The 25,276-nt window shown below is 40.2% G+C and carries 20 protein-coding genes and 1 riboswitch; of the genes, 13 read left to right on the forward strand and 7 right to left on the reverse strand.

Going from position 1 to position 25,276, the window contains the following annotated elements:
- Window positions 1-19 precede the first annotated feature (19 nt).
- From ABDW32_RS01945 to ABDW32_RS01970, 6 genes are all read left to right on the forward strand, one after another.
- Window positions 20-787 carry a hypothetical protein gene (locus ABDW32_RS01945; protein WP_343558877.1) on the forward strand — a complete coding sequence of 256 codons (768 nt, stop codon included), beginning with the start codon at window positions 20-22 and terminating at the stop codon, window positions 785-787.
- Window positions 788-1,140: 353 nt separating this feature from the next.
- On the forward strand, window positions 1,141-2,547 hold the full coding sequence (locus tag ABDW32_RS01950) for a sialate O-acetylesterase (RefSeq protein WP_343558878.1): 1,407 nt from the start codon (window positions 1,141-1,143) through the stop codon (window positions 2,545-2,547).
- Window positions 2,548-2,790: 243 nt separating this feature from the next.
- A complete protein-coding gene (locus tag ABDW32_RS01955; protein WP_343558879.1) occupies window positions 2,791-4,149 on the forward strand; it encodes a hypothetical protein in 1,359 nt (452 codons plus the stop codon).
- 626 nt (window positions 4,150-4,775) lie between these two features.
- Entirely contained in the window at window positions 4,776-5,915 is a 1,140-nt protein-coding gene (locus ABDW32_RS01960; protein ID WP_343558880.1) for a hypothetical protein, read from the forward strand.
- Between the two features lie 66 nt (window positions 5,916-5,981).
- A complete protein-coding gene (locus ABDW32_RS01965; RefSeq protein WP_343558881.1) occupies window positions 5,982-6,641 on the forward strand; it encodes an ElyC/SanA/YdcF family protein in 660 nt (219 codons plus the stop codon).
- A gap of 3 nt (window positions 6,642-6,644) precedes the next feature.
- On the forward strand, window positions 6,645-7,439 hold the full coding sequence (locus ABDW32_RS01970; RefSeq protein ID WP_343558883.1) for a hypothetical protein: 795 nt from the start codon (window positions 6,645-6,647) through the stop codon (window positions 7,437-7,439).
- Window positions 7,440-7,673: 234 nt separating this feature from the next.
- Here the strand turns inward: ABDW32_RS01970 and ABDW32_RS01975 are convergent, their stop codons facing one another.
- From ABDW32_RS01975 to ABDW32_RS01985, 3 genes are all read right to left on the reverse strand, one after another.
- Window positions 7,674-9,215 carry a YdiU family protein gene (locus tag ABDW32_RS01975; protein ID WP_343558884.1) on the reverse strand — a complete coding sequence of 514 codons (1,542 nt, stop codon included), beginning with the start codon at window positions 9,213-9,215 and terminating at the stop codon, window positions 7,674-7,676.
- A 356-nt stretch (window positions 9,216-9,571) separates the two neighbouring features.
- Entirely contained in the window at window positions 9,572-11,200 is a 1,629-nt protein-coding gene (locus ABDW32_RS01980) for a SusD/RagB family nutrient-binding outer membrane lipoprotein (protein WP_343558886.1), read from the reverse strand.
- 11 nt (window positions 11,201-11,211) lie between these two features.
- Window positions 11,212-14,262, reverse strand: a complete 3,051-nt coding sequence (locus ABDW32_RS01985; RefSeq protein WP_343558887.1) for a SusC/RagA family TonB-linked outer membrane protein — start codon at window positions 14,260-14,262, stop codon at window positions 11,212-11,214.
- A 579-nt stretch (window positions 14,263-14,841) separates the two neighbouring features.
- A riboswitch (TPP riboswitch) is annotated at window positions 14,842-14,936 on the forward strand.
- Between the two features lie 162 nt (window positions 14,937-15,098).
- On the opposite strand from ABDW32_RS01985, the gene ABDW32_RS01990 reads away from it, so the two are divergent.
- Together ABDW32_RS01990 and ABDW32_RS01995 are read left to right on the forward strand one after the other, a co-directional pair.
- Window positions 15,099-15,716 carry a Crp/Fnr family transcriptional regulator gene (locus tag ABDW32_RS01990; RefSeq protein WP_343558889.1) on the forward strand — a complete coding sequence of 206 codons (618 nt, stop codon included), beginning with the start codon at window positions 15,099-15,101 and terminating at the stop codon, window positions 15,714-15,716.
- Between the two features lie 53 nt (window positions 15,717-15,769).
- Window positions 15,770-16,450, forward strand: a complete 681-nt coding sequence (locus ABDW32_RS01995) for an MBL fold metallo-hydrolase (protein ID WP_343558891.1) — start codon at window positions 15,770-15,772, stop codon at window positions 16,448-16,450.
- A gap of 69 nt (window positions 16,451-16,519) precedes the next feature.
- On the opposite strand, the gene ABDW32_RS02000 is transcribed toward ABDW32_RS01995, so the two are convergent.
- The 3 genes from ABDW32_RS02000 to ABDW32_RS02010 all read right to left on the reverse strand — a co-directional run bounded on the left by ABDW32_RS02000 (window position 16,520) and on the right by ABDW32_RS02010 (window position 19,385).
- On the reverse strand, window positions 16,520-17,473 hold the full coding sequence (locus ABDW32_RS02000) for a hypothetical protein (protein WP_343558892.1): 954 nt from the start codon (window positions 17,471-17,473) through the stop codon (window positions 16,520-16,522).
- A gap of 449 nt (window positions 17,474-17,922) precedes the next feature.
- The gene (locus ABDW32_RS02005) at window positions 17,923-18,555 is read right to left on the reverse strand and encodes a hypothetical protein (RefSeq protein WP_343558894.1); all 633 of its coding nucleotides are present in this window, start codon (window positions 18,553-18,555) and stop codon (window positions 17,923-17,925) included.
- 281 nt (window positions 18,556-18,836) lie between these two features.
- Window positions 18,837-19,385, reverse strand: coding sequence for a DUF4382 domain-containing protein (locus ABDW32_RS02010; RefSeq protein ID WP_343558895.1), 549 nt, complete (start codon window positions 19,383-19,385; stop codon window positions 18,837-18,839).
- A 277-nt stretch (window positions 19,386-19,662) separates the two neighbouring features.
- Here ABDW32_RS02010 and ABDW32_RS02015 point away from each other — a divergent pair, with 277 nt between their 5' ends.
- The 4 genes from ABDW32_RS02015 (at window position 19,663) to ABDW32_RS02030 (ending at window position 23,399) form a co-directional block, all read left to right on the forward strand.
- Window positions 19,663-20,610, forward strand: coding sequence for an NAD-dependent epimerase/dehydratase family protein (locus ABDW32_RS02015; RefSeq protein ID WP_343558897.1), 948 nt, complete (start codon window positions 19,663-19,665; stop codon window positions 20,608-20,610).
- A gap of 31 nt (window positions 20,611-20,641) precedes the next feature.
- Window positions 20,642-21,553, forward strand: coding sequence for a helix-turn-helix transcriptional regulator (locus ABDW32_RS02020; RefSeq protein ID WP_343558899.1), 912 nt, complete (start codon window positions 20,642-20,644; stop codon window positions 21,551-21,553).
- Window positions 21,554-21,666: 113 nt separating this feature from the next.
- Window positions 21,667-22,356 carry a type 1 glutamine amidotransferase domain-containing protein gene (locus tag ABDW32_RS02025; protein WP_343558901.1) on the forward strand — a complete coding sequence of 230 codons (690 nt, stop codon included), beginning with the start codon at window positions 21,667-21,669 and terminating at the stop codon, window positions 22,354-22,356.
- A gap of 59 nt (window positions 22,357-22,415) precedes the next feature.
- Complete coding sequence (locus tag ABDW32_RS02030; RefSeq protein ID WP_343558902.1) at window positions 22,416-23,399, forward strand: alpha/beta hydrolase; 984 nt, start codon at window positions 22,416-22,418, stop codon at window positions 23,397-23,399.
- A gap of 299 nt (window positions 23,400-23,698) precedes the next feature.
- Here ABDW32_RS02030 and ABDW32_RS02035 read toward each other — a convergent pair whose 3' ends face one another.
- Window positions 23,699-24,301 carry a hypothetical protein gene (locus tag ABDW32_RS02035; RefSeq protein WP_343558903.1) on the reverse strand — a complete coding sequence of 201 codons (603 nt, stop codon included), beginning with the start codon at window positions 24,299-24,301 and terminating at the stop codon, window positions 23,699-23,701.
- Between the two features lie 360 nt (window positions 24,302-24,661).
- Between ABDW32_RS02035 and ABDW32_RS02040 the strand changes: the two genes are divergently transcribed.
- Window positions 24,662-25,273 (forward strand): alpha-ketoglutarate-dependent dioxygenase AlkB, encoded by a 612-nt coding sequence (locus ABDW32_RS02040; protein WP_343558905.1) that lies wholly within the window; start codon window positions 24,662-24,664, stop codon window positions 25,271-25,273.
- The last annotated feature ends 3 nt before the right edge of the window (window positions 25,274-25,276 follow it).

The raw sequence follows: 25,276 nt of genomic DNA on the forward strand, positions 1-25,276 counted from the left end.
CATTTAAAATAAGTTTATCATGTGGAGAAATATTACTTTTACTATACTGGCCCTAGTGGTTTTAAGCTGTGGCAACGATAAAAAAATTAAAAACCAAGCTGATGCTCAACAGTCTGCTGTGAGCGAAGTTGCAAAAAAAGATACTACGGACCTCCTGCTGGCTCACAATAAAAGCACGCCTTTAGGCGAAAGTGACAGTAGGCGTATATCCGATGCATATACTCCGAATGCAGCTAGCACAATTACAACAATAAAATTTAATGACCTTTTAGTTACTATTAACGGCATGGCTATTTTTGATGCCGAAAAAATGAATGATATTCAACAGGATACTGCTGAGATCGAAGCCGAAGTTGGAGAAAGCCTTGAAGGACGTCTCATCTCCATTTTTAGTGAGGAGCTTACAAGTTTGACTGTTGAACAACGCTATGAAACCAGCATTACTATAATGAATGAAGGACCCCACTGCGATCTCATTGATTGGGAACATTTTAATTCCGACTGGAAGTGGCTAAAAGAAAATTCAAATAGACAATTCATCGCTGATGAATATAGCGAACAGGATTACAATCACTTTCCCGCGGTATCGATGGACGAGTTGAAGCAAACAGTAAAGGAACAATGTGGCGAGGAGTGGTTTAAACTTCTGGCAAAAACAAATTCTCCGTATGAGTACCCATGTGCAGTAAATATAAGCCGTTATTTCTTACGGATAACTGGCAAACGGATAAATAATGGCCAGAAGGTCACCAAATTAATTATTATAAAAACTCCTATGGGATGTTAATGGATACCTCGGCTAAGTTATAGCCAATAAATTTGCCTATGGCCAATAAATATCATTTAGGAATATTCTAATGCATTGGACAATAATGAATTGTAGTTTAAGGATTTTGAATTTACTGTTCCGGTGACAGAGCCGGTTAGCATACGCTTTTTAGCGAATAGGGCGGATAACCAATACCGATGAGTTCAAATACTTCCTTTATTTAGACATTATTAGCAAAAATATCAATAAACATCAACATACTTTATTGTTAATGAACTAACTTAGAGTTCGATAATAGCACCTAACCATTCTAAATTTTGATTTCATTTGGCGTGGCATTTAAGGGTAATTTAATTATAAATTCAAATGATATGTATAAATCTCTTTCCTTTCTGATTTTTTATTTTTTTATGTTTTCGTTGCAGGCAGCAATTCGTTTACCAAGTATTTTGGCGAATAATATGGTTTTGCAGCAGCAATCAAGGGTTCAATTATGGGGATGGTCTAAACCTGGAGAAAAAGTCAAAATTATCACCTCTTGGGATAACAACATTGCTGAGGTAACAGCCGATGGAAATGCCAAATGGTACAGTTCGGTTCAGACGCCAAAGGCAGGCGGGCCTTATACGATCGTATTTGAAGGTGAAAATAAAATTATTCTTGAAAATGTGTGGATTGGTGAGGTTTGGATTTGCAGTGGTCAGTCCAATATGGAATGGAATTATTACAACGGTATTTCCAGCATTAAAGATGAGTTTTCGGATCTCGACAAGTTAAATATCAAGCTGTTCCAGGTCACTAAGGCGACCTCGGAAACACCACAGGATAACAATGAGGGAAACTGGATGGTCTGCGATAGCAATACCTTGAAAAATTTTAGTGCAGTAGCTTATTATTTTGGAAAAGTACTCAATAAGGAATTGAATGTTCCAATAGGATTGATCAGCAGTAACTGGGGCGGTACTCCTGCCGAAGTATGGACGCCGGCCGAACTGGTCGAAAGTAATAGTACGTTGAAAGATGCGGCAGCTCAAAAGAAACCCTCTTCTTGGTGGCCTATTACACCAGGATATACTTATAATGCTATGATTGCGCCATTTACCAATTTCAACATTGCCGGAGCAATATGGTATCAAGGGGAGAGTAACGTTGAAACCGCCGCTAGTTATACCCAATTAATGGATACCATGATCGCCTCTTGGCGTGCTTCCTGGCGTAAAAACTTTCCGTTTTATTACGTACAGATTGCACCAAATAGATATTTAAACCACCATGTAGGCGCTTTACTTCGGGAAGCGCAGACGAAGAATTTAAAGACAGAAAATACAGGAATGGTGGTCATTTCGGATCTGGTTAACGATACACTAAATATCCATCCTGCAAACAAGAAAGATGTGGGCTTGCGCTTAGCGAATTATGCGCTATCCGAAACTTATGGTCTAAATAAAGGAAGTTATAAAAGCCCAATCTTTAGGTCTTTTACAGTGCGGAAAAATCAAATCGTAATTGATTTCGATAACTTGGGTTCTGGGTTGAAAATAAAAGGAAATGAAGGAAAGGAAATTTTTATTTCGGGTGCAGATCAGAAATTCTATCCTGCTACTGTAGAAATAAAAGGCAAACAGATGATTGTTTCAAATAAACGGGTAAACAATCCTGTTGCTGTTCGATACCAGTTTAGTAACACGGGAATAGGTAATATTTTTAGTAAGGAAGGTCTACCGTTGGCTCCTTTTAGGACCGATACCTGGCCAGTTGATACCAGTAAGATTAAATAATGAGAGGTGACCTTCTCTACTGGCAAGGACGGTCCTGTATCGAATATAGCCAAATTGGGTATTCGTATCCCGGATACCTAAATTTGCCATCAACATAAGTAACAATCATCTAATTCTAATCTATTCTATTTTTATAGTGCAATTAAAGGTTTTTGAATTTTCGAATCATAACTTCAATCGATGTGTGTTTGCAGGTTACCAAATCGCGTAATAGGTATCAATAGAAAATGTAAACGCTAAAATATGTATGGACGCCTAAAGCATCTTGTTTCACCGCTTTTTATTTTTTTTCTTGTTCTATTGATTGTCAATGATTTTTTTCTTAAAGCTGCCTTTCATAATGCGGTTACCGGAAAACTTTCCGATTTCAGCGGACTTTTTATTTTTCCTATTTTCTGGTCAGCAATTTTTCCTAGGCATAAATTATCGGTTTTTATCACTACTGCAGTCTTATTTGTATTTTGGAAAAGTAACTATTCTTCTGGGATTATTCAGTTTCTGAAACCCTATTTTAGTATTGCAAGAACAGTGGATCCTACCGATCTGATTGCATTGTTCATGCTTTTATTTGCATGGTTACACATAAAAAGAGTTTCACGGCCGACTATCGGTTCAACGTTAAAGACCCGATTGACGGCCTATTTTATTGGTGCTATTGCAATTTTCTCTTTTTGTGCGACCAGTCAGCCACGATATATTCAATTTTTCGAGCAGCCACAGTATGTATTGTTAAAAAATCCGACCATCCGGTATTTTAATGCCCATGATGAACTCAAGTTTTACAAGAGAGATTCCTTGCTCGCGGTCAAAATAAATTACCTATATATCCGTAGGCCTAAGAGAGAGGACGATTACAGTAAAAACCGATCGGTTGAACATCTTGACCTTACAGTTTTGCGTCTTCTTGCAGATAGTGCCAGCCTGATTCCTCCCGGAAAAATAAGCATGTTAACCCTTAATACCGACCAGGGTACTGATTCTTTGCGGTTTAATGGTGGACGGCTTGACGGACGTTTTACACGAACTAAAGGCGGTAAAACCATCATTGAAGGGTTTTATAAGATGGGGCTTGAAGACTCAATTTGGACGATTAGGGATACTATCGGTGGAGATCAGATCATTCAGGCATTTGTCAATGGAGAAACCACCCAGATCAAACGCTACAGTGGGGGTAAACTCAAGTCTACTTCAACGATCAACACCCGGGCAGACAGCATTTTTAATACCTATGTTCAGTTGGCTGTTCTGATCCTATGCATGGCAGGTCTAGGTTATTTTTTATATATAAATTATCGCAAAGCTCGGCCAGAGTACCTTAAACTTCGGCTATTGTGGGGTTTGCTGTTATGCTTTGTCGCTCCGTTTTTCGTCTGGCTGTTTTACATCGGGATATTACTCTTGCTGATGAATTATAATCAGGATATTTTTGAGACTATTGCCGCAGGTATTTTTATTTTTATTACAGTTTGCCCATTGATGTTTGTCATTGTTTTTTTGATCAAGCTTAGAAGGCCTATAGATATTTTTTTATACTGCCTCCTGTTTTCTTTGGTGTGCAGTGCCTGGACGACGTACACTACAATTGAGGCGCTTTCCAATTAGGACTGTAAGCCAATCTGTAAAAATCAATTTTATTATTAGGAATTCTGATTTCTTCTCGAAAGAATGCCATTTAGATTATTGATGTGTAGCTATGCGAACGTAGTAAATAATGCTGTAGAAGAAAATTAAAATTAACTTGTATAGCTTGTCAACATGAAATAGGTAAGATTAAAAATTACAGCACATACAATAGAAAAGATTAAAAAATAATTGCTGTATGATAGCATCTGATTATTTTGATATGTCCACGTTTTGAGTAGGGGCTAGATAATTGCCATAGACAGTTTATAATATAAACTACTCCGATTATTGTAATGGTGCTGCTCAATGCTAAGTAAATCAGTAATTTAGGTGTGATTTATAAGGTTGGTTAGCTTATAACAACAATCTTGCTAATCTTATTTCAACCGGTTCCGTGGCCGCGAAAGGCTCTAGATAATTGAAAAAGGACGGTAGTATACACTTAAGCCCGATTGCGGCAAAAAAAACGCAAATACCTACGAATGATAATTTATCCCCAGCGAATTATAATTTGTTCAGTTTCCTATAGGTTTTACAGCTAAATTTAAATATAAAATAAAGTAGGCATCGTCAGCCAATACATTGGCATTTTAGATTAATCATACATGAAGAAAATATTATCACTAGCCATTTTAACGCTATTTTTTTCTTGCAGAAGTCAAGAAAAGATAGATATAGCGACCCTGAACTTAAACGAACCAATTGAAAAGGTCAGCAGTTTTGATGACGCATTATTGATTGGTGTAGAAACTGTAGAGTATCCTTTTAGTTTATTGCTGGAGGTTGAAAAATCGAAGAAATATAGTTTTGACGGAATAGATTTGGAAGACCAGCGGATTATTTTTCAAATCGATGCAGAGAAGCTCAAAACCGACAGTATAACTCGTTTTGGGGGCGGGCATATCGATCTTAAACCCGCTAAAAATATCGATGAATTAAATGCGGCTTTAAAAAATTACGATGCCGAAAGTAAAATCTACGGTGTAAGAATTGAGCTGAAAACGCCAAAACTGCAGACCGATATCTTAAAGAAATTAGAGGCGAAATACGGTAAGGGGACTAAAAATCCAAATACGGACCACGGTTTGTACTGGAATGTAAAGGCTGAAAACAAGTTTATATTTTTCGCTCCAGATTACAGGAGATTAATCATCTTGAACAATACCGATCTATCTAAATCCTGCTATTGGGATATCATGAATGGTTTAATTGACTTTGGCGGATGCAACAATGAAAAATACATGGCCGGGTTGATGAAAAATTCAACCAAGCCAGAAGATGTTAAAGAGAAACCTACGATAAAAATTGACAAGAACTGGAATATGAATGGTTTGGTTGTCAGTAGAGCAACTGAAGAAGACTTTGTAAAGTCAGCCATAAACAAACGTTTTGAACGAATGACAGAAATTGATGGTATGACTGGAAAAACGAACGAAATCTATTATCAGAATAATTATCACGATATCTACTTTTACTTTGCTGTAAGTAAAGGCAATCCCGATAATCAAAGAGAAAACTTGATCAATGGTTATGCTATCAACGACTTTAGAAAGGTGGATATCTCATTTGAAAATGGCTTAAAACCAGGGTTAAAATTTGAAGAGGTATTAGAGTTGTTAGAAAAACTGAAAATAGCGTATAATCCGGTTGATTTTGCCAACTATATTGAAATTAAAACCTCACCATATAAGGTGACCTTGAATTTTAATGATAATATGTTGCTGTCTGGCATGTTTGTTAAATAGCTTTGTCAGTAGTTTTGCCGAAGACATAACAAAACGATTTTTATAAAACTGTTGTAAAATCAACGCATGAAAAAGATTAAAAAGTTCCTTATAGCAGATATTATTCTATGCTTCGTAGTCCTAGTTGTTGTTTTCGCAACCAACAGCAACATAACAGCCAAAACGGAGAATCTGATTTTCACTGAACTTAAAGACGTTCCCAAAACCAAAGTAGCCATTATTTTTGGCGCTGGTATAAACGGCAATCAGCCAAGTAGATATTTAAAAGATAGGCTTGATGCTGGTATTTCGCTGTACAAAAACAACAAAGTGGATAAAATATTGCTTTCCGGAGATAACGGAAGGGATGAATATGATGAGCTTACTGTAATGAAGTTATATTGTCAGAAAAATGGCGTTGACACCACAAAGATCTACATCGACTATGCCGGCTTCGATAGTTACTCGACGATGTTCCGTGCAAAACATATCTTTCATGTTGACACAGCAATTCTGGTCTCTCAAAAATACCACTTGAACAGATGTATTTATCTCGGAGATAAATTGGGTATAACATCATTTGGCTATAGCGCAGATAGGGGAATCTATCCTGGGTATAAATATTATGCATTTCGGGAAAAATTTTCCGTTACCAAAGCTGCTTTGGATGTTATTAGAGGCAGAAAGCCAAAGTATCTAGGTGAATCGGTTGATATCAATGGACAATCAAACTATACGAAAGAATAACTCATGAGATACCTTCTTTTCTTTGTAATGCTTACATTTTTAGGCTGCAATCCTATCCCTAAAAAAGATAAACATCCAGACATTCCTCAACTGGTCGAATTGCTAAAAGACGAAAGCAAGTTCAACAAAGTTACCGATATGACTGGCTTAAGTAGTCTTGTGTTTTTAAATGACGATAGAATACTTTTAAAGCCCGACAACAGTAACTCGCCCATAAAAATTATGGATGTAGATAAAAACATTCTATTTGAAAAGAACTACGACTGGAAACGACCATTTTATATCGATAAACAAGGAAATTTATATTTTAACGGAAAGAAGTTTTTCTATCCGGATTATAAAAAGCAGGAAGAATTTAAAACGGTGGTTATTGCAGATAGCTTGCAAAAAAAATCAGAAGAATTGAAAGGTCTGAACGATAGCCTGCAGATGAAAGCGTTAGCTGAGTACGAATTTGAGCTGCTGAAACCTTATGGGCTGAACCCCTGTCCCTACACAATCGTGAATACAGAGCGATGCGATGTATTTATGGTGATCAACCAAACTTTAGTCGTTAGACAAACAGATCTTTTTAAAAGCGAGCTTGATATACCCAAAACTGAAATTCCTAAATTCGACGAGGATGTTCTGGTTGGTTGGCGCAATGGCAAACTGCCCAGTCCGGATTATTTGTCTTATTACGAACTGAAAAAACAACGTTTTAAGTGCGATGACATAATATTACCGAAAACCCTCACATTAAAGGGCAAGCTGTACCTTTTTGCTTCTGGTTTGGGATTATATCAGATCTTATTTTAAAAGGATATGTTGAATATTCCTAACCAAGCCTGATGCGCTGGGCACCCCTTTGAAAAATCCTAAAAGCTGCTTCCCTAAGCTCGTAGCCGGCGGCTACATGGACTTTGTGTTAGCGCTTTTAGCGGACTTTTATAGCAGGCAATTATGATGCAGCGATACGTACAGATATCCTTGATCTAGATACATGTCGTATGGCTGCTTTATTTCGTGCATCGAGCAAAACAATATCTGCTGTTATGAGCTACAGGAGAGTGTAGAGCATCCTGCGGTGTCGTTATAGTTTGATGGGCGCTTTACAGAAAATTCCGGAAATAGCTCCTGATATGGGTTTTCTAAGGCCCGAGTTAATTTAGTCAACATTTCTTTTTTCCCCTTACCAATTTCTTCGATACACTCGTAAAGCAGATAGTTACGCAGTATAAATTTAGGATTCGCCTTTTTCATTAATTCCAGGGATTCTTCCTTTGAAATCGAATTTGAATGCAGACGGGATTGATACTGTTCAATGAAGCTTTCAAGTTTTATGAGTTTTTCTTCATTTAAAACGCTATATGCTACCGGACTGAAATGTTCTTTTAAATCCGTATCAGGAGCTATTTTCTCTAATTGATTGAAGAATAAGGTGTGATCCAGTTCCAACTCCTGCATTAAACCCTGCCAGTTGCTGAAAAACTCTTCATCCGTTGTTCTGAGCCCATCAAATCCGAATTTTTTGCAAAGCATGTTGTCATGGCTCTCCCAAAAATAGACTGCGAAATTATTTAACTTGCTTTCCAGGAATTTGTCATCGTTGATTATCGGCTGGAGGGCGTTAGCAAGTTTCCATAGATTCCATTGTGCAATCTGTCCTTGCTTTCCAAATGCATATCTTCTCCCCGGAAGATCCGTTGTGTTGGGGGTAAAATTTAAATTATATTCATCCATCATAGAGTAGGGACCGTAGTCAATCGTTAAGCCTAAGATGGACATATTGTCTGTGTTCATTACGCCATGTACAAAACCTACCCTGAACCATTCTACCATTAAGTCTGCCGTCCGAGTACATACATGCTCAAAAAAATCTTTGTATTTCTGATGATCGGATGAAGCAATTTCAGGGAAGTAATTTTCGATCGTAAAATCAAGCAGATCCTGCAATAACTTATATTCTCCCTGAGCAGCCATCAATTCAAAATGCCCGAAACGAAGGAAGCTTTCGGCCGTTCTGATGACTACGGCCCCTTTTTCGTATTGAGGATTGCCGTTATACATGATATCTCGAATAACGTTTTCACCGGTAAAGGCCAGGCTCAATGCTCTGGTCGTGGGGACGCCGAGGTGATACATAGCTTCACTCATCAAGTATTCGCGTACCGACGACCGCAATACAGCTCTTCCGTCTGCACGTCTCGAATAAGGCGTTGCACCGGCCCCTTTCCATTGGATCTCTGTTTTCTTACCATTTGCATTGATAATTTCCCCTGCGAGAATCGCTCTTCCGTCCCCCAGCTGTCCTGCCCAGTTACCAAATTGATGTCCGGCGTAAGCTGTCGCATAGGTCTGCATGGTATCAGGAAGTTGAGATCCCACCAGAAAATAGAGATCTTTTTCTTTAAATTTTCCAAGCCCTATTTCCTCAGAAAGCGCCGCGTTAAAAGCAATTAATTGAGGCTGCTTAAATCCGGTAGGTTTAACCGTCGCAAATAAAACTTTTGGCGTGTTTCTCTGCGCAGGATTACCGGAAAAATCTCCGGGAAATTTTTTGAGAAAAGGTTGTCCGATTTGTTCGATATTCATAGCTCAAAGATATTAATTATAAAAGAGAAGACCTTCCAAATTATCGAAAGACCTTACATATTCTAATAACAGAATCTATTGACATCGATAAATGCTATAGGTTGTGTAAGGATGTGTCAGCCACATTCCGCTGTTGACAAGTTGTCTTGATGAAAGCTGATGTATTTTACCGTAGGGCCAAACTAATAACACAAGTGATCATGCGGGTTATTCTGGAGATAAACCGTTGCTTGAAGGAATTTGAAATTCTCAGGGATAGCCCCCTTTTTCAAGAGCTCGGAATAATCTTGAATTTAAATTATAATAGCCGGCTATTACCCGGCTATTACAGTTAAAAAAATGAATAAAATAGTTTATTAAAACTTCTTGTTCGCTACATCCCACCACAAGCGTGTACCACCGTTATCAGGACCTCCCAATAATTTTACAGCTGCAGTAACCGCCTGGTTATTACTGTCATATTCCCGTTGTGGATAGGGCATGCGTCGGATGCCCGGAATTGTAGGTATGGCATTTCCACTGAAATTGACAACGTTGGGGAACAGGATGGGGTATCCTGTACGGCGGTAATCTGCCCAGGCTTCATCACCATCTGGAAACATGGCAATCCATTTTTGTGTTATGATACGTTCAAGTTTTCTGTCGTTCGAATCTCCGTCGTCCCAGCGGATGGTCATTGTGCTCAAATAAGGAGAGCCAATAGCTACATTATTTTCACCGGCTTTAATCGCTTTTGGATCAACATAAGCTTTAGGCTTGCTCGTGCTGTTATTTTTATAAGCTGCAAGTTCTTTACTTAGGTCATACATTTCAAAAGAACGTTCTATACCCGTTTCGTAGTTTGTCTTTGCTGTACCTGCATTGGCCCAGCCACGTAGCGCAGCTTCCGCTTTCAAAAACCAGCTTTCAGCAGCAACCATTAATTGGATCCGGTTCGGGAATGCTTTTAGCTTCGAGTAATTTTCATAACGGCTTTTACCATCGATATTGATACCTGAACGTATACCCTTATACTGTCCGGCTACTGTGGCGTCCGTTGCGGGATCAAACCACTTTGCCAAGCGCGGATCACCATAACCGCCGAGTATAGACTCTATGGGCGCGCTCATGCGGGTATCGCCCCAGGCACCCGTGATGGTATTTAAGGGATGATCTGTACTGAGTCCGATAATACAGTTGTCAGCGTTTATCTCCAGTAGCCCGCCATTAGCCGGATTGAGTGCTTTTTCGCCCTCCATTTTAGCTATATTGGGTGCTATGGCGACGATACGTAAAGCCAGACGCAGACGCAACGTATTTGTATAGCGTAGCCAACGTTTGTAATTGTCTGCGGTATACGCCATATCAGATTTAGCCATTGCTGCCGATAATGAATTGTTCTGAATACCTTTTAAAATAGTTGCGGCGGTATCTAAGTCCAAAAAGAAATTTTTATATGCATTTTCCTGTGAATCATAATCGATCTGTCCATTTTCGTTCAGCATGTTATATTTACTGTAGATAATAGGACCAACTTTGTCACTTGTGCGATGCATAGCCGATACTTTCAGAAGTTTGGCAAATGCGAAAATATCCTGAAGTCTTTCTTCTTTACGTGTTGCTTGTTCTACACGAAAAAGCGGATTCATCGCTTTGATGTAGCGATCAACGAAAATGGCCTGGTACCAGCCAGGAACAAGGCTATAGGTAACGTTATTCGCGTTTCCAACGAAGGGAGTAGGCGGTGTAAGGTAGCCCGCATACGTATCACTGCAGAGGTTATTGGCCAACTGATATTCACCGACGTTTTCGGGGATAATATCACGTTGCGCCTGCGCGAGGAAAGAAGCGACCAGTGCATAGTCAGCATTTGCTTCTTCGTCCGTTACACCTGCCGGATTCGTATTTAATTCCGTGAAATTTTTGGTACAGCCCGTTAACAAGACTGTAACGAGCAAAATGCAGATCAATCTGCTATAAGCGAAAAATTTGATTGTATTGTCCATGATCTACGTTGTTAAAAGGATACCTTGAGATTTAAACCATAACTGCGGGTCGTTGGAAGGGCAAAGCTATCGTAACCCTGGCCGCCGACACCGGTAGTTGTATTGAGTTCAGGATCATAAGGAGCGTCGTTGCGAAAGAAAAATAAGTTTCTTCCTGTCAGTGAAATCGAGGCCTGTTTGATGCCCTGCCATTTGATGGGGAGTTTGTAACTTAACGCAATCTCACGCATCCGGATATTGGTGGCACTGTATAGCTGACCTTCGATGATACCGTCCCGGTTCCCTACAGCACTGTAGTAAGCCTGCGCCGGAAGAAGACCCTGCCAAGGTGTGCCGTCCATTTTAACAGCTGCAATGTCAACACCACCGCGGTCCCTTGCAGCCGCACTTTCTTCGCTTACACCAAAGGAATTGAGGTAACCGTCTGTGATACTGATTACTTTTCCGCCGAACCTGCCGTCTATGGTAAAGCTCAGGCCAAAATCTTTGTAATTCACATTATTGGTCCATCCGACGATGGCTTTGGGCGTATTATTGCCGATGTAACCTGCAGGAGCGATCTGTGGACGGCCATTATCATCGACGATAATCGTCCCGTTCGGATCACGCTTAAACATAGGCGCCCAGAAATCACCAAAGGAACCACCAAGGCGAAGTACATTGAAATTTCCGCCCAACGGGTACGTATTTCCGAGATTGGGAGCTAATTTTAGTATCTTGTTGCGGTTGGCGGTAAAATTAAATCCCGTGTTCCAGCTGAACTGCTCTTTTTTGATTGCAGTAACACCCAAAGCAGCTTCAATACCTTTATTTTCAACATTTCCTGCATTCAAAAATACGGTTGTATTAACCACGCCCACAGGTCCCTGATACTCAAAATATTGATCTTTGGTATTGGTTCTATAAAGCGCGATATCTAGATTGATGCGGTCTTTCCAAAAGCGGCCTTCATAGCCTAACTCGATACTTTTGCTGATCTCCGGTTTCAGTGGTATACCCATATAAGGTCCCGATACATTTGGGGTCAGAATGCCCGTATTTAAGGTGTTGACAGGGATTGTACTATAAGCGGCGACATCGTTCCCCACCTGGGCAAAGGATAAACGGAGCTTACTGTAGGTAATGGCGCTCGGCAATTTGAATAATTCACTTAGCACAGTTGATATACCCGCCGACCAATAAAAATAACCCTTATGTTCTTTTGGAGTATTAGCCAGCGTAGAAGCCCAGTCGTTTCTAGCCGTTAAATCCAGGTAAACTTTTTCGCGGTAGCCCAGATTGGCCGAAGCAAATAGAGACTGGATCTGTCGCCTTGAAATGGTTTCAGTCGCAGACTGCATAGGAGCGTCACGATAGATATTGCTCATCAGAAACTTATTGGCTACGGCTAGTCTAGCCAGATCCAGAACAGTTCCATTTGAGCGTAAATCATTGATTGAGGTACCAGCTGTAAAATTTAAATCAAGCTGTTCGGCCCATTGTTTATTACCCGTTAACAATAGATCACCATATAAGGCCGTGCTTTCGCTGCGGTCGACATTATAACGGCCATTGTCGCCCAATTTACCGTCGATCGGTAGGCCCGACAATACACCTTGTGTTCCGGCATAGATACGACGTTCCCAGTGATCCCAGCGTTTGTTCAAGGTTCCGCGGGCGCTTACAGCCAGCCAGTCCGTCAAGGTATAACGGAATTGAGCCTGTCCGATAATATTATCTCTTTTTTGATCCGTAGGAATACGGTTGAGTACCCAGTACGGATTTTGCTGATGATGCGTTCCGGTGAGTTTGGCGTCGGCATTGATATTCCACCAATCCTGTAAGTAGAAGTTGCGACTTTCGGAGAAATATTCGAAATTTTTGTACTTCTCAAAATCCTGCCCCCGAGGAAACAGGTACAAGCCCGCTATTGGACTGAAGTATAGCCCTGAGGAAGGGCGATTATGAATATTCTGACGTGAATACATCAGACTTCCGTCAAAGAAGAGTTTATTGTCAAAGAAATTCATCGAATTTCGAAAAGTTGCGCTATGCTGTTTAAAGGTATTGGTTGGAAGAATACCTTTGTTACTGGTGTTGGCATAGGAAAAATAATTCTGTATGCGATTGGTTCCGCCGCTCAGCGCCACGGTATTGATAAAGGTTGTTCCTGTATTGTAGAAATCTTTTACAGGGTCAGCAAAATTACCTTTTTCACCCCAGCTTTCCTCGCTCGAAGGGGTGGTCTGTCCGTAGCGGTACTGCAATTTGGGAAGGTAAAACGCTTTATCCGCCGTGAAACCGCTGGAGAGGTCAATTTTCAGATTTCCTTCTGCGCCCTTTTTTGTGGTGATCATAATGGCACCATTGGCACCTTGGCTACCGTACAGTGCCGATGCCGACGCACCTTTCAGGACGTTGATGGCGGCGATGTCATCCGCATTTAAGGTGCTCAGGATATCCCCACGATCGGTACCTCCGCCAAAGGGCCCTGAGTTGCCACTACCGTCTGTATTTGTGATCGGAAGACCGTCAATAACATACAAAGGCTGGTTGTTGCGGTTTGATTTAAATCCGCGCAGCACAATGTTCACAGATCCACCCATACCCGATGAACTGCGGTTGATCTGCACACCCGAGACCTTACCGGTAAGGTTATTCATGGGATTGACATCCTTCACTTTGGTCAGTTCGTCACCTTTTACCACCTGCGTCGAGTAGGTGAGGCTCTTGGCTTTACGCTGAATACCCAGCGCAGTGACCACGACAGTCTCCAGGGCAGACGATTTGCTTGTCATTTTGATGGTGATGTCGTTTTCTTGTACCGTTACTGTACGTCTTGCATCTTCATAACCCACCAGTGTAACCAATAGTTTGACTGCGCCCTGCGGTACATTTAATGTAAACATCCCTTGATCATTGGTCGAGGTCCCGATGGAGGTAGATTCTAGCCGGATCGTCGCACCTCCCAAAGGTGCATTGGTGGCGAGGTCAACAAGGCTTCCTTTTAGCGTGCGTTGTTGACCATGGGCCAGTGGAATGATCACTAGCCATAGAAGTAAAAAAGACAGAATTTTACTCATAATCATGTAATTAAAAATTGGTTAAAAATAATGTTTGACCTAAGTAGATGAAGATTCAAACGCCGACAAGCCGAATCAACTTTGGCATTGTTTGATATAAATGTAAAGGAAAAGTTACGAAATAAAAAGACTTTTTTTCAAAATTTTTATGGTGTATAATTTATTGATAAATAGGTGTATATGTGATTTATTGACATGATTAGCTACTATCTTATGACCTTCTATAGATTTAAGGGGAGCGTACATTTGCGTGAAATCAGCTTCATACCGCTGTAGTCTCAGGACAAGGAGCGCACTTAGGTATATCAGTCGATATGCTAAAGCCTCTTTTGTGAGTCGTCTCATTCAATTTTTATCTATAGATTTGGGTAGAGGCTTTATTGATACCCTGTGTCATACAACTAGAAAACTTTCGGAAAAAGCTCCAAAAACCTTTGAGAGAGCTTCCATTCCAAAAAAAGGGAATTACATCGTTTCCATTTTAAAGAATAATATAGCCGTCACCAAGGCTAGGTTGAAAAAAGTTTAAATTATTTAATATAGCTAAAACTAAATACCGCTTGCTGTTGTCCTATTATTGGAAGCATTTAGGGGTGGTTTGAAAAAATCTGAGAATATACCCATAGCACCTGATCCAGGTAATGCTGGCGAAGGAATAAATGTTTCCTGGGGCTTTGGCTAACCAAAGCCCTTTTTGTATGCCAATTTTTAATTTTCCTGTCCGCGCTATCAACAAATTTTCTGTAATCGGTGCGATGTGAATTTCATTGCCTGTCTATTCCCAAATTAAGAAATATATGTACATTTAAACGTGAAAATAAGACTAGACGGTCAAAATGAAATTAAAAGAACGGAAAAATAGTCCAATGACTGATATACTCGAAAATTACCTAGCCTTGACCGGGACACTTTCAGACGAGGAGATCAACTTTTCTGCGGATTTCTTCAAACCTATCAGCTTGAAGAGGGGCGAGTTTTTTATTCGTGAGGGTGATACTTGCCGTTATATTGGATTTATTGTCCGTGGTGCTGTAAAGGCATATGCGATTGACGAAGAAGGAAAAGAAAATATAACCTGCTTCAAGTTTGAAAATGAATTTGCTACCTCATTTCCGGAATTTGTGGCGCAGGAAAAATCCAGAAGGAGTATTAAGGTGATCGAAGATAGTATCATCTATCGGATAAGCTATCCCGACTATCTGTATCTGCTTGATCAGGTTACCGCTTGGAACAATATTATAAGATCGGTGATTGAGCGAGAGTATACCCAAAAGGAGCTTTACCTACTGCATTACAACAATCGGACGGCTGTGGATAAATACCGCCATGTCTTGATGAACGAACCGATGCTTATCAGGCGTGTCGCGACACAAGATCTGGCATCGTACCTGGGTATCACACAACGTTCGCTTACCCGGGCCAAGGGACACTTGCATCGATCCAAGGAATTATAGGACAAATGTCCTTATGCAGCACGGATCAGCGATGTAGATTTGTACAAAAAAATATGCTACGTCACATCGCTCCTGAGGTGGTTCAGATTTCACTGATGCCTCGAAACAGTATCAACTGCTATATTATTGAAGGTGTATTAATAGACTCCGGAATACGGAGTTCGTATACCACAGTCAAGAAAGCGCTTCAGGAACTACCCGTTTATCAACATATTCTTACCCATGCGCACCCAGATCATCAGGGCTGTAGCGATCAGCTGTGCGAAGATTTCGCAATACCCTTGCTCTGTCATCCGTACGAAGTTTTTAGAACCGAAACGGGTTTGGTAACTAAGGATTATCCAAGACCGCAACATTGGATAGCAAAGTTTCAACAAAAATATTGGGCAGGCCAGGGACATAAAGTCCAACGGACAATTGTTGAAAACGACATGATCGGAAACTTTCGGGTCATTGAGACACCTGGACATTCGGTAGGTCATATCTCTTTATTCCGAGAGCGGGATGGTGTACTTATTATTGGAGATGCGGCAGTCAATATGAACCTGCTCACAACAGCGGTCGGACTACGGCTTCCGCCAGGTTTATTCACCACGGATCAGCAGCGCAATATCCAATCGCTGCAGAAGCTGGCCAAACTGAATCCTGCTATCATCTGTTTCGGCCATGGACCGGTCATGATCAATAAAAACCGGAAGTTTGAGCAATTTGTGGCTAAATGCAGCAAACTTTAATGCCAATAGAGGTACATCCGCCTTTCAGACAAACTTTACGCTAGATGACCATACCTTGAATGGCTTTTCTCATCTCTTTCCCTGAGTGACTATTTTGATTTCATCTAATTTGATTTTGTAGTCCTGATAAAACGGAACAAAATTATTTGTTAACGTCTCATTTAGGAACCCAAGTTCGCCGTCAAAATAGTTAAAGATTTGAGGTGTATAATTGGGATTGTCAAGGATAAAGCGATTCGTATTGTTTAAAAATTCATTTTCTAATTCAATTTCAACAGCGATATTGACAGTATTTTTAAGTTGATAAAGGCCCAAAAGAAATATCGGAACGGATTTATTCAAATTAGCATCTCGGTACCAACCAGAGGATAGCCATTGGCATCTACTATACAACTGTTCCATTTCTGCGAAGTTAGTTTGGCATAGCGTGTAATCCTCTGTGATCAGTCCGAATAAATAGTGTAAAAAGGCCTTGTCAAATTTTGATGAAACTTCACCAATAAATTTTGAATATTGTTCGAGGGTCAGCGTTTTTAAATCGGGATTAATCAAAATTGTTCTGAGTAAGTTCCCGCTCAATAAAAGCGTTGTATCATAAAATACATTCGTATTAAAGTCTAAAGACTTGGGGTATTCTATTTCCCGCAGTGCAATATCATTATTGATTAGACTCTCGACCACGATCCAGTCACCAGGTCCGGGAATATATGCCCTTTGAAGAGATCTCAACCGCGAATAGGTGAATACGCCATTTAACAAATGACGATAATCGTTTTGAACGATAGCATGATAAATTGACACATTTAATATCGCCAGTATTGCATCATTGTTAAGGTTCATAAAAAACAATTCTTCGATGGACAGTTTATGATACTGTCTTCCCCAGGCATTAGAATTAAACAAATTTCGATAACCATTCCCTGATGCAGTCCGAACCCGATTTAATGATTCTTTTAACGATTGCTGTATCCCATCAAAATTTTGATAGATCGCATTAATAAAATTCTTTTCAATCTTTTTCATCTTGGTCACATTGTTTGTATATATTTCGATTTATCGTGTTAGATGTTCCATTTCACTTCTTTTATTATCCAGTTAAAATGATATTGCAATGATACATCATATAGATCTGATCGAAAGGATAGGATCTCAATTAAATATATACGATAATTCCGGGATATTTTGGTACCATTTATTATTCGCTTTTGATGGTTTTATATTTGCCCACTTGCCAGGCGATGATGTACGGTGTCAGTGCCCGAATTCACCAGTCATCATTTTTAATTCAATGTAAAGGCCGAGGCATCGTATTCAATTTATACAGTCGGCAAGACCTATACAAAATGGTTACACCAGTGATAATTTTTATTTTAAAAGATAAATAAAAGATCTATATTTGGTTGCGATGATTGGCTCCAATGATAGGGGCGGCTCAATTACAGACAGTACTTTAAAGATCGAATGATTTAAAACTAGTTACGTTTTTTGACAGATTCATCTATAAGTTTCAATAGATGATCAACAGTTTTAGCTACTTCTTCTTTAGGCACCACCAATGTCTTTTTTTCTAGACCAGGAGGAAGCGAAATCCTGCCATTAAACTCAGGAAAAAACAAATTAATTTTTTCCTGATCCATTTTATTGAAATTAAAAAAAGTCCATTTTTTTGGTTCGCCTTCTTTTAGTGCTAATAAGTTAGCTGAAGTGATTACCATTTTGTCTTTTTCCGGCGTAGACATTACCAATACCTGGGGGATAAAGCAATAGGCTATGCTATCAATTTTAGAGACATCTATATCAACGTAATTAATCGTGGAATCAATCTTAACTCCGTATTTTATAAGGGAAGAATAAAGTTCCTTGGTCAGTTTTGTTGCTTGGTCTATTCCGCCCATGCTTTCAATTATTCGGGGTGAAGTTTGGCTTAGAATACCTTCAACGTCACCAGATATAGATGCTTTTGTCATGGTCGACAGTGCTTCCCTGAGCTGCGGATCTTCTTGTGCATAGCTTGTGTTATAAAAGATAGTTAAAAGTATGATTAACAAAAATGTTCTTTTTCGTTGGATGTTTTTAAACTTGACGAACCATTTATTGGTTTGCATAATAGAAAGAAGTTAATTCCAATGAAATTACAGGTTTTTATTTACAAATCAAATTTCCACTTACCGCTTACATACACCTTGTTTCGCTATAGTTCCTCGATGCTGTAGGACATTTCTTTGATACCGTGCACTTTCCACAGGCACTCAAAAAATATCCCATAAGAGGAGCTGGCATCTACCTGGTCGAAGGCAAGTCACTGTAAATACGGACGTTCTTCTATTGAGATTATATGTTGTGTCAAGATGCCTTTAAAGCTCGATCCCAGGAGTGAATAGCGCCGCTAATCCAGTGCCGCAGTTATGCTGGGGTTAATTGCAAATTTTCCATTAGCCCTCTCTTCGATAAAATCTGATAGATCGATATCCAACATCAAAGCATGCGTTTCATTCGGCTTGAGCATCTTGTCCCCGGTGATATTGATAGCAATATATTGTCCCTGTGGCATCTCTAAAGGATAGGATGAACCATTCCTGACTATCTGATTTCCCGTAGGGGATATTTTTAACATAACTTCCTGTATGGTGCCGTGGGGCACATGGCCACCTGCGATGATGCTATCCTTTTGTACTCCTAGGATATTTAATCTTTTATTTGCCTCGATTTTTCCTCCACCTGTAGACGTGCGGGTCCAGAGCTGTTGGATATCGAGATAGACTGCATCATACTCGTCACCGTCACTTTTTACTTTCACGTTTAGGTGCGCCTGCTCGGGGGCAGGGCTATCGTCCTTATGGCAGCTGCCCAAAAGTAATAGTAAGGCCAGGGTCATCAGATACAGCGCCGCAGGCAGCCTGCAGGCAATTAGCTGTGTATTTTTTGTATCGCACATAAAGGTCATAACTGTTTTTTTTTAATTGAACACAAGAGGTGCGTCCATCGTTTGCTTTTTTTGAACAGGTCGCATGTAGGAGCAAGATTGCCGGGTCTTTTTGCGCCAGTCTATTACTATCAAACCCCACAGCGCTCTTAGGAGGCTGAGCCATTCTGGGTTGGGTTCGTACCTGTTAAAGAAAAACAGAGATTCTGTTACAACTTACCTGAATTGAGCTACTCAGATCGCTATAGATCTTCTGAAATTTGTATAGTAATTTAAAACAGCAAAAGATATGCAAACGATATTAGGGGCTAATGGCCAGATCGGCGAAGAGCTCGCAAGGGAACTCAAAAGAAATTTTACTTCATCCATACGGATTGTCAGCAGGGATGCAAAAAAAGTAAATGATACGGACGAAGTCTTTTCTGCGGATCTGTCGATCCGTGAAAAAGCAATCGAGGCCGTCAAAGGAAGTGACATTGCTTATTTTACATTAGGTCTTCCGATCAGTTCAGATCTCTGGGAGAAACAGTTTCCGCTGATCCTCCGTAATGTGATTGACGCCTGTAAGATTAACCATACAAAACTGGTGTTCTTTGACAATACCTATATGTATCCCCAGGATGATCGCGTATTGACAGAGGAAATGGTTTTTGCGCCTGTAGGGAGAAAGGGAAGAGTCAGAAGAGAGATGGCCGAAATGCTGTTGCAGGAAATGGCGGCAGGTGAACTTGAAGCCGTGATCTGTCGTGCCCCCGAATTTTATGGCCCCGGCAAAACACAGAGTATTACCAATACCTTAATTTTTAATAATATCAAAGCAGGCAAAAAGCTGAAGGTCCCATTGAGTGTAAACAAAAAAAGAAGCCTGATATGGACTCCTGATGCGAGCCGCGCCACAGCTTTGATTGGGAATACGCCTGATGCATTTGGCCAGACCTGGCATCTCCCGGTGGATAAAAGCCATCCTACCTATAAAGAGTTTATCCGCATAGCTTCAGGAATTTACAACAGGGATCTGAAATACTCCGTTGTGCTAAAATTCATGTTTAAAATAGGCTCATTTTTCAACAAAAGTGTAAAGGAATTACTGGAGCTTCTTCCCAGGTATGAGCACGACAATATATTTGATGATTCAAAGTTCAGAAAGAAATTTCCGGATTTTCAGGTCACCTCGTATGAGAAGGGAATCGATATCATTAAAGAAGAACAGCTTTCAGGGGACAAAATAAATAAGTAAATTAGGCATGTACAAATCTGAAAATAAGCATATGAAAACCCCAGAGAAAGTATCATCGATAAGTACGCTTCATCAGTTTTTGGGGTTAAAAAGACCTACCAACCCGTTGATCAGTGTCTTTAATTTTGATGATGTTAAACTGGAACCGGAGACCATTCTGAGTGCTGTCACTACTGATTTTTATGTTATTGCTTTAAAGAAAGATTGTGCCGGCGGAAAATGCAGGTATGGCCAGCAATATTATGATTTTAATGAGGGCATTATGTATTTTATTGCCCCACATCAGGTGCTTCAGTTTGATGATATACTGCTTAATGGAGTACGGGGCTTTGTTTTGGTGGTACATCCGGATTTTCTGCATGGATATGGCTTGGCATCCGATATTAAAGAATACGGTTATTTTTCCTATACCGCGAATGAAGCTTTACATCTTTCTGAAAAGGAGGAGAAAACAATTTTTGATATAATAGATAACCTAGGAGGTGAAATTGAAGGAAACATGGACACATTTTCACAAGACCTGCTGGTCTCAAATCTTGATCTGTTATTAAAATATTGTGACCGTTATTATAATCGCCAGTTTTTGACCAGAAAGAAAGTGAATAGCGACCTTCTTTCCAAGCTGGAGCTATTGTTGGATGATTATTTCAAAAATGATAAATTAACCATTAATGGGATACCCTCCGTTCATTCCATTGCTGATCAACTGCACCTAAGTGCGAATTATCTGAGCGATATGTTGCGAGTGCAAACAGGGCAAACCACACAGCAGCATATCCAGAACCGATTGATTGAAAAAGCAAAAGAATTACTTTCTACGACCTCAATGTCGGTATCTGAGATTGCGTATCGGCTTGGATTTGAACATCCACAATCCTTTCACCGTCTTTTTAAAAGCCGGACATCACTGTCACCACTGGAATTCAGATCATCATTAAATTAGGCTGTTCTATTTAAGAAATTTTAAATACAGAGATTCGGCTACAACAACCCGTAATTCGGCTACTCCTGGGCAGCGGTTTCTTATCAACTTTGTCATAATAAAAAAATATGGGCATGATGAAAATCTTAATTATAGTGACCAATATTGGGATGTATGCAAGTGGTCATCTGAAAACCGGTTTGTGGCTTAGCGAGCTCACACATATCTACCACGCTGCTAAAGAGAAAGGTTATGATATTACTATTGCAAGTCCTCAAGGTGGTAACGTTCCGGTAGACCCCGAGAGCCTAAAACACTTTACGCTGGATAAAATTTCTGAACACTATTGGAATGCGGATGATTTTCGGTTATTGCTTGCAAATAGTGAGCAACTCGCTACGCTTACTCAACAAGAATATGACCTGATCTATTTAGCTGGGGGGCACGGTACGATGTACGATTTTCCAGATGACTCTACTATACAATCAATGGTTAGGAATCAGTATGAAAAAGGAAAGAAAGTCGCTGCAATCTGTCATGGCGTTGGTGGATTGTTAAATGTTAAGCTTAGTAGCGGTGAATACCTGATTAAAGGAAAAGCAATGACCGGATTTGACTGGTTTGAGGAAACTATTGCCAGAAGAAAACGGGAGGTACCATTCAATCTGGAAGCGGCCATCAAAGAGCGCGGGGCAGATCTTAAAAAAGCTTTTATTCCTATGACCTCCAATGTTGTTGTGGATGATAATTTGATAACAGGCCAAAATCCGTTCAGTTCAAAGGAAATGGCAAAAGTAGTTATGGAGCAACTTGAAAAAATATAAACTTTGATGACCGAAATAAGGTTATTACTCATACATCATTAATCATTTAAATTTTAATTATGGCAAACAACATTAAAGCTGAAAACGATCCGCAGATCCTTTCAGGTATCAGGGAATTTTTGAGAGGGCTGAATAATAGCGGCGGTAAGCCACTCGAGACACTGACTCCGCAGGAAGCCAGACAAGTGCTGGTTGATGCACAAAATTCTGTTGAAGTAGATTATTCGGGTATTATCGAATCCGAAAGAGAAATTACGCAAGACGGTATTACAGTCAATATCCATATCGTAAAACCAGCCAATGCTACTTCTGAAAACCTTCCCGTTTTCATGTTTACGCATGGTGGCGGATGGGTGTTGGGTGATTATCCAACACATAGAAGGTTGGTCAGGGATTTAGTTGTCCATAGCGGAGCTGCGGCAGTTTTTACGGATTATACACCTTCACCCGAAGCACAATATCCAGTAGCAATCAATCAGATATATGCCGCTACAAAGTGGGTGTCGGAAAATGGTGCTGAAATTGGTGTTGATGGTAAAAATATGGCCGCTGCCGGGAACAGTGTCGGCGGAAATATGACTGCGGTGCTTTGTTTAATGGCAAAAGATAAAGGCGGTCCTGAAATAAAATTTCAATTGTTATTATGGCCCGTAACGGATGCAGATTTTTCGCGTGAATCCTGGCAAAAATATGCCGAAGAAAGATTCCTTACCGCACCGTTAATGAAATGGATGTGGGATAACTATCTCCCTGACGCTGAAAAACGTAAAGAGTATTATGCTACTCCATTCAATGCGCCTTTAGAAAAGCTTAAAGGGCTTCCACCAGCATTGGTTCAGCTAGCCGAAAACGATATCTTATTTGATGAGGGTTTGGCCTATGCAAGAAAGTTAGATGAAGCGGGCGTTCCGACAACTATCGAGACTTATAACGGATTTATCCATGATTATGGACTCTTAAATCCGCTAGATCATATTGAAGCGGTAAAGTTCTCATCAGAACAGGGAGCACTAGCACTTAAAAAAGCGTTGTTTGAAAAATAGTTAGTTGCCCAGCATCGAAATAAAATAATTGTAAATGCGACTTTCCTATAGGATGTCGCATTTCTTATTTGAAATAATTTCAGCAATCTAAAGCACGATTTTCGGTAACTTCTGAGTACCGCCTACATACGTCTTGTTTTCCTCGGATAGGCTCCGTAGCAGCCACACTTTTGTTATACAAATAAAAAAAAGAATAGGGCAAATCAATTTTTAATACAGCACCTGCTCGAGATCTCCAGGGAAGGATTAGTTTTAATTCGAAGGCCGAGTTTTAAGAGGTTCGATTTTTTTTGTAAGTGTTAAATATAATCTTTGCTAACCTTGAAAATTGAATTGCCTTCGCTATCGAAAATTACCGTACCGCATTCCTGACAGGTATCATCTGTAAGTAACTCGCCCATTTTCAACTGCCACACATTCATACTTCCGCAGCTACAGTATACAGTATAAAGAACTTCCCCGGTTTGGCTTCCCCAGGGTTTGAATTGCCAAAACTCATCGCTTGCTTTTTTGATCTGCTTGTTGTTGCTCTTTTCAATGACAGCGATATAATAACTATCGTTAGCTAAATCAAGTTGCACGATTTCCAAACCCTTTTTTTTAAGCTCATCATTTAATGCTTTCAGCAGAGAGGGAACGAAATCTCCAGGCGTCACAGCCTGATCATTGGCCATATTATAAGCTGCTGTAAAATCGAATGTAGCTTCTGGGTTAAAAGCAATTGCCCGGTGCTGTAAGAAGTTGCCTATTTCATTTAAATAGGATTCACCCTTCCAGTCAATTTGTAATAAGAATTGATGGTCCAGTAAATAGTTTAGCGTATCCTCGTTGCTGAATTCTTCATTGGGAAGGTTCTGCTGTTCGTCATCCGATAAAACGTAAATAAATGCTGCCGTTTTCATTGTTTTAAATAAAAAATGATCACATCCAATTTAACTATTTTTCGGCAGATTCCATAGTGTAGCTAGTAGAACCGACCGAAATATATCGATGTCACGACAGATTGCTGTTCAAGCGGCCATTTTCTTTTTATAGGATAAGTTGGTATCGTAATTCTAGATTGTATAACCCATTTGAACAGCCACCAAAAGTTCTTTCGCGAGCTCGTAGCGTTGGTTTGCACGAAAAATGGAGGATTATTAGGAGTAGTACGCGCCTTTTCAATAAAATGGTAAACGCTCTGCGGCAAGAATTGTTCTTCCTTTGCAAGGATGGTCATTTGAGAGAAATGGCGCATTGATATAAATTTAAATAATCGCGATATGGATCAGCTTAGCTTATTTGAAAATGAAGGGTATCATTTCCCCGAAGAGCTCCTCGATTTTGAGCCGGATTTTCTTACGCAACAGCAAGCCGACCAGCTGTTTGATATCCTGCTTACCCAAGTGCCCTGGCAGCAGACATTTAGAAAAATGTACGACAGATCGGTGTTGACACCCCGGTTGACGGCCTGGTATGGCGATGAGGATACCAGCTATCAGCTGGCCGGAAAGACCATATCCGCAAACCAATGGCTTGAGCCTTTAAAAACATTGAAGCACAGGATTGAACAGCAGTATCAATGTACATTCAATTCGGTCTTGTTAAATCTATACCGCGACAACAACGATTCTGTCGCCTGGCACCGCGATCGCGAGAGCGAACTGGGCAACAGGCCTGTGATCGCATCTGTAAGTCTGGGGCAGGCACGTTATTTTGATTTCCGAAAAGTGGATGATCACAGCAAGAAATATTCATTGCTGCTCAAGCACGGTTCATTGTTGCTGATGAAAGGCAATCTGCAGGAAACTTGGGAACACCGTATTGCAAAATCCGCTCAAAAGATGAAAGCACGTATCAACCTGACCTTTCGTCTGATCGGCGAAAGTAGGTAGTAG

This window comes from Sphingobacterium sp., assembly GCF_039596235.1.
Lineage (GTDB): Bacteria > Bacteroidota > Bacteroidia > Sphingobacteriales > Sphingobacteriaceae > Sphingobacterium.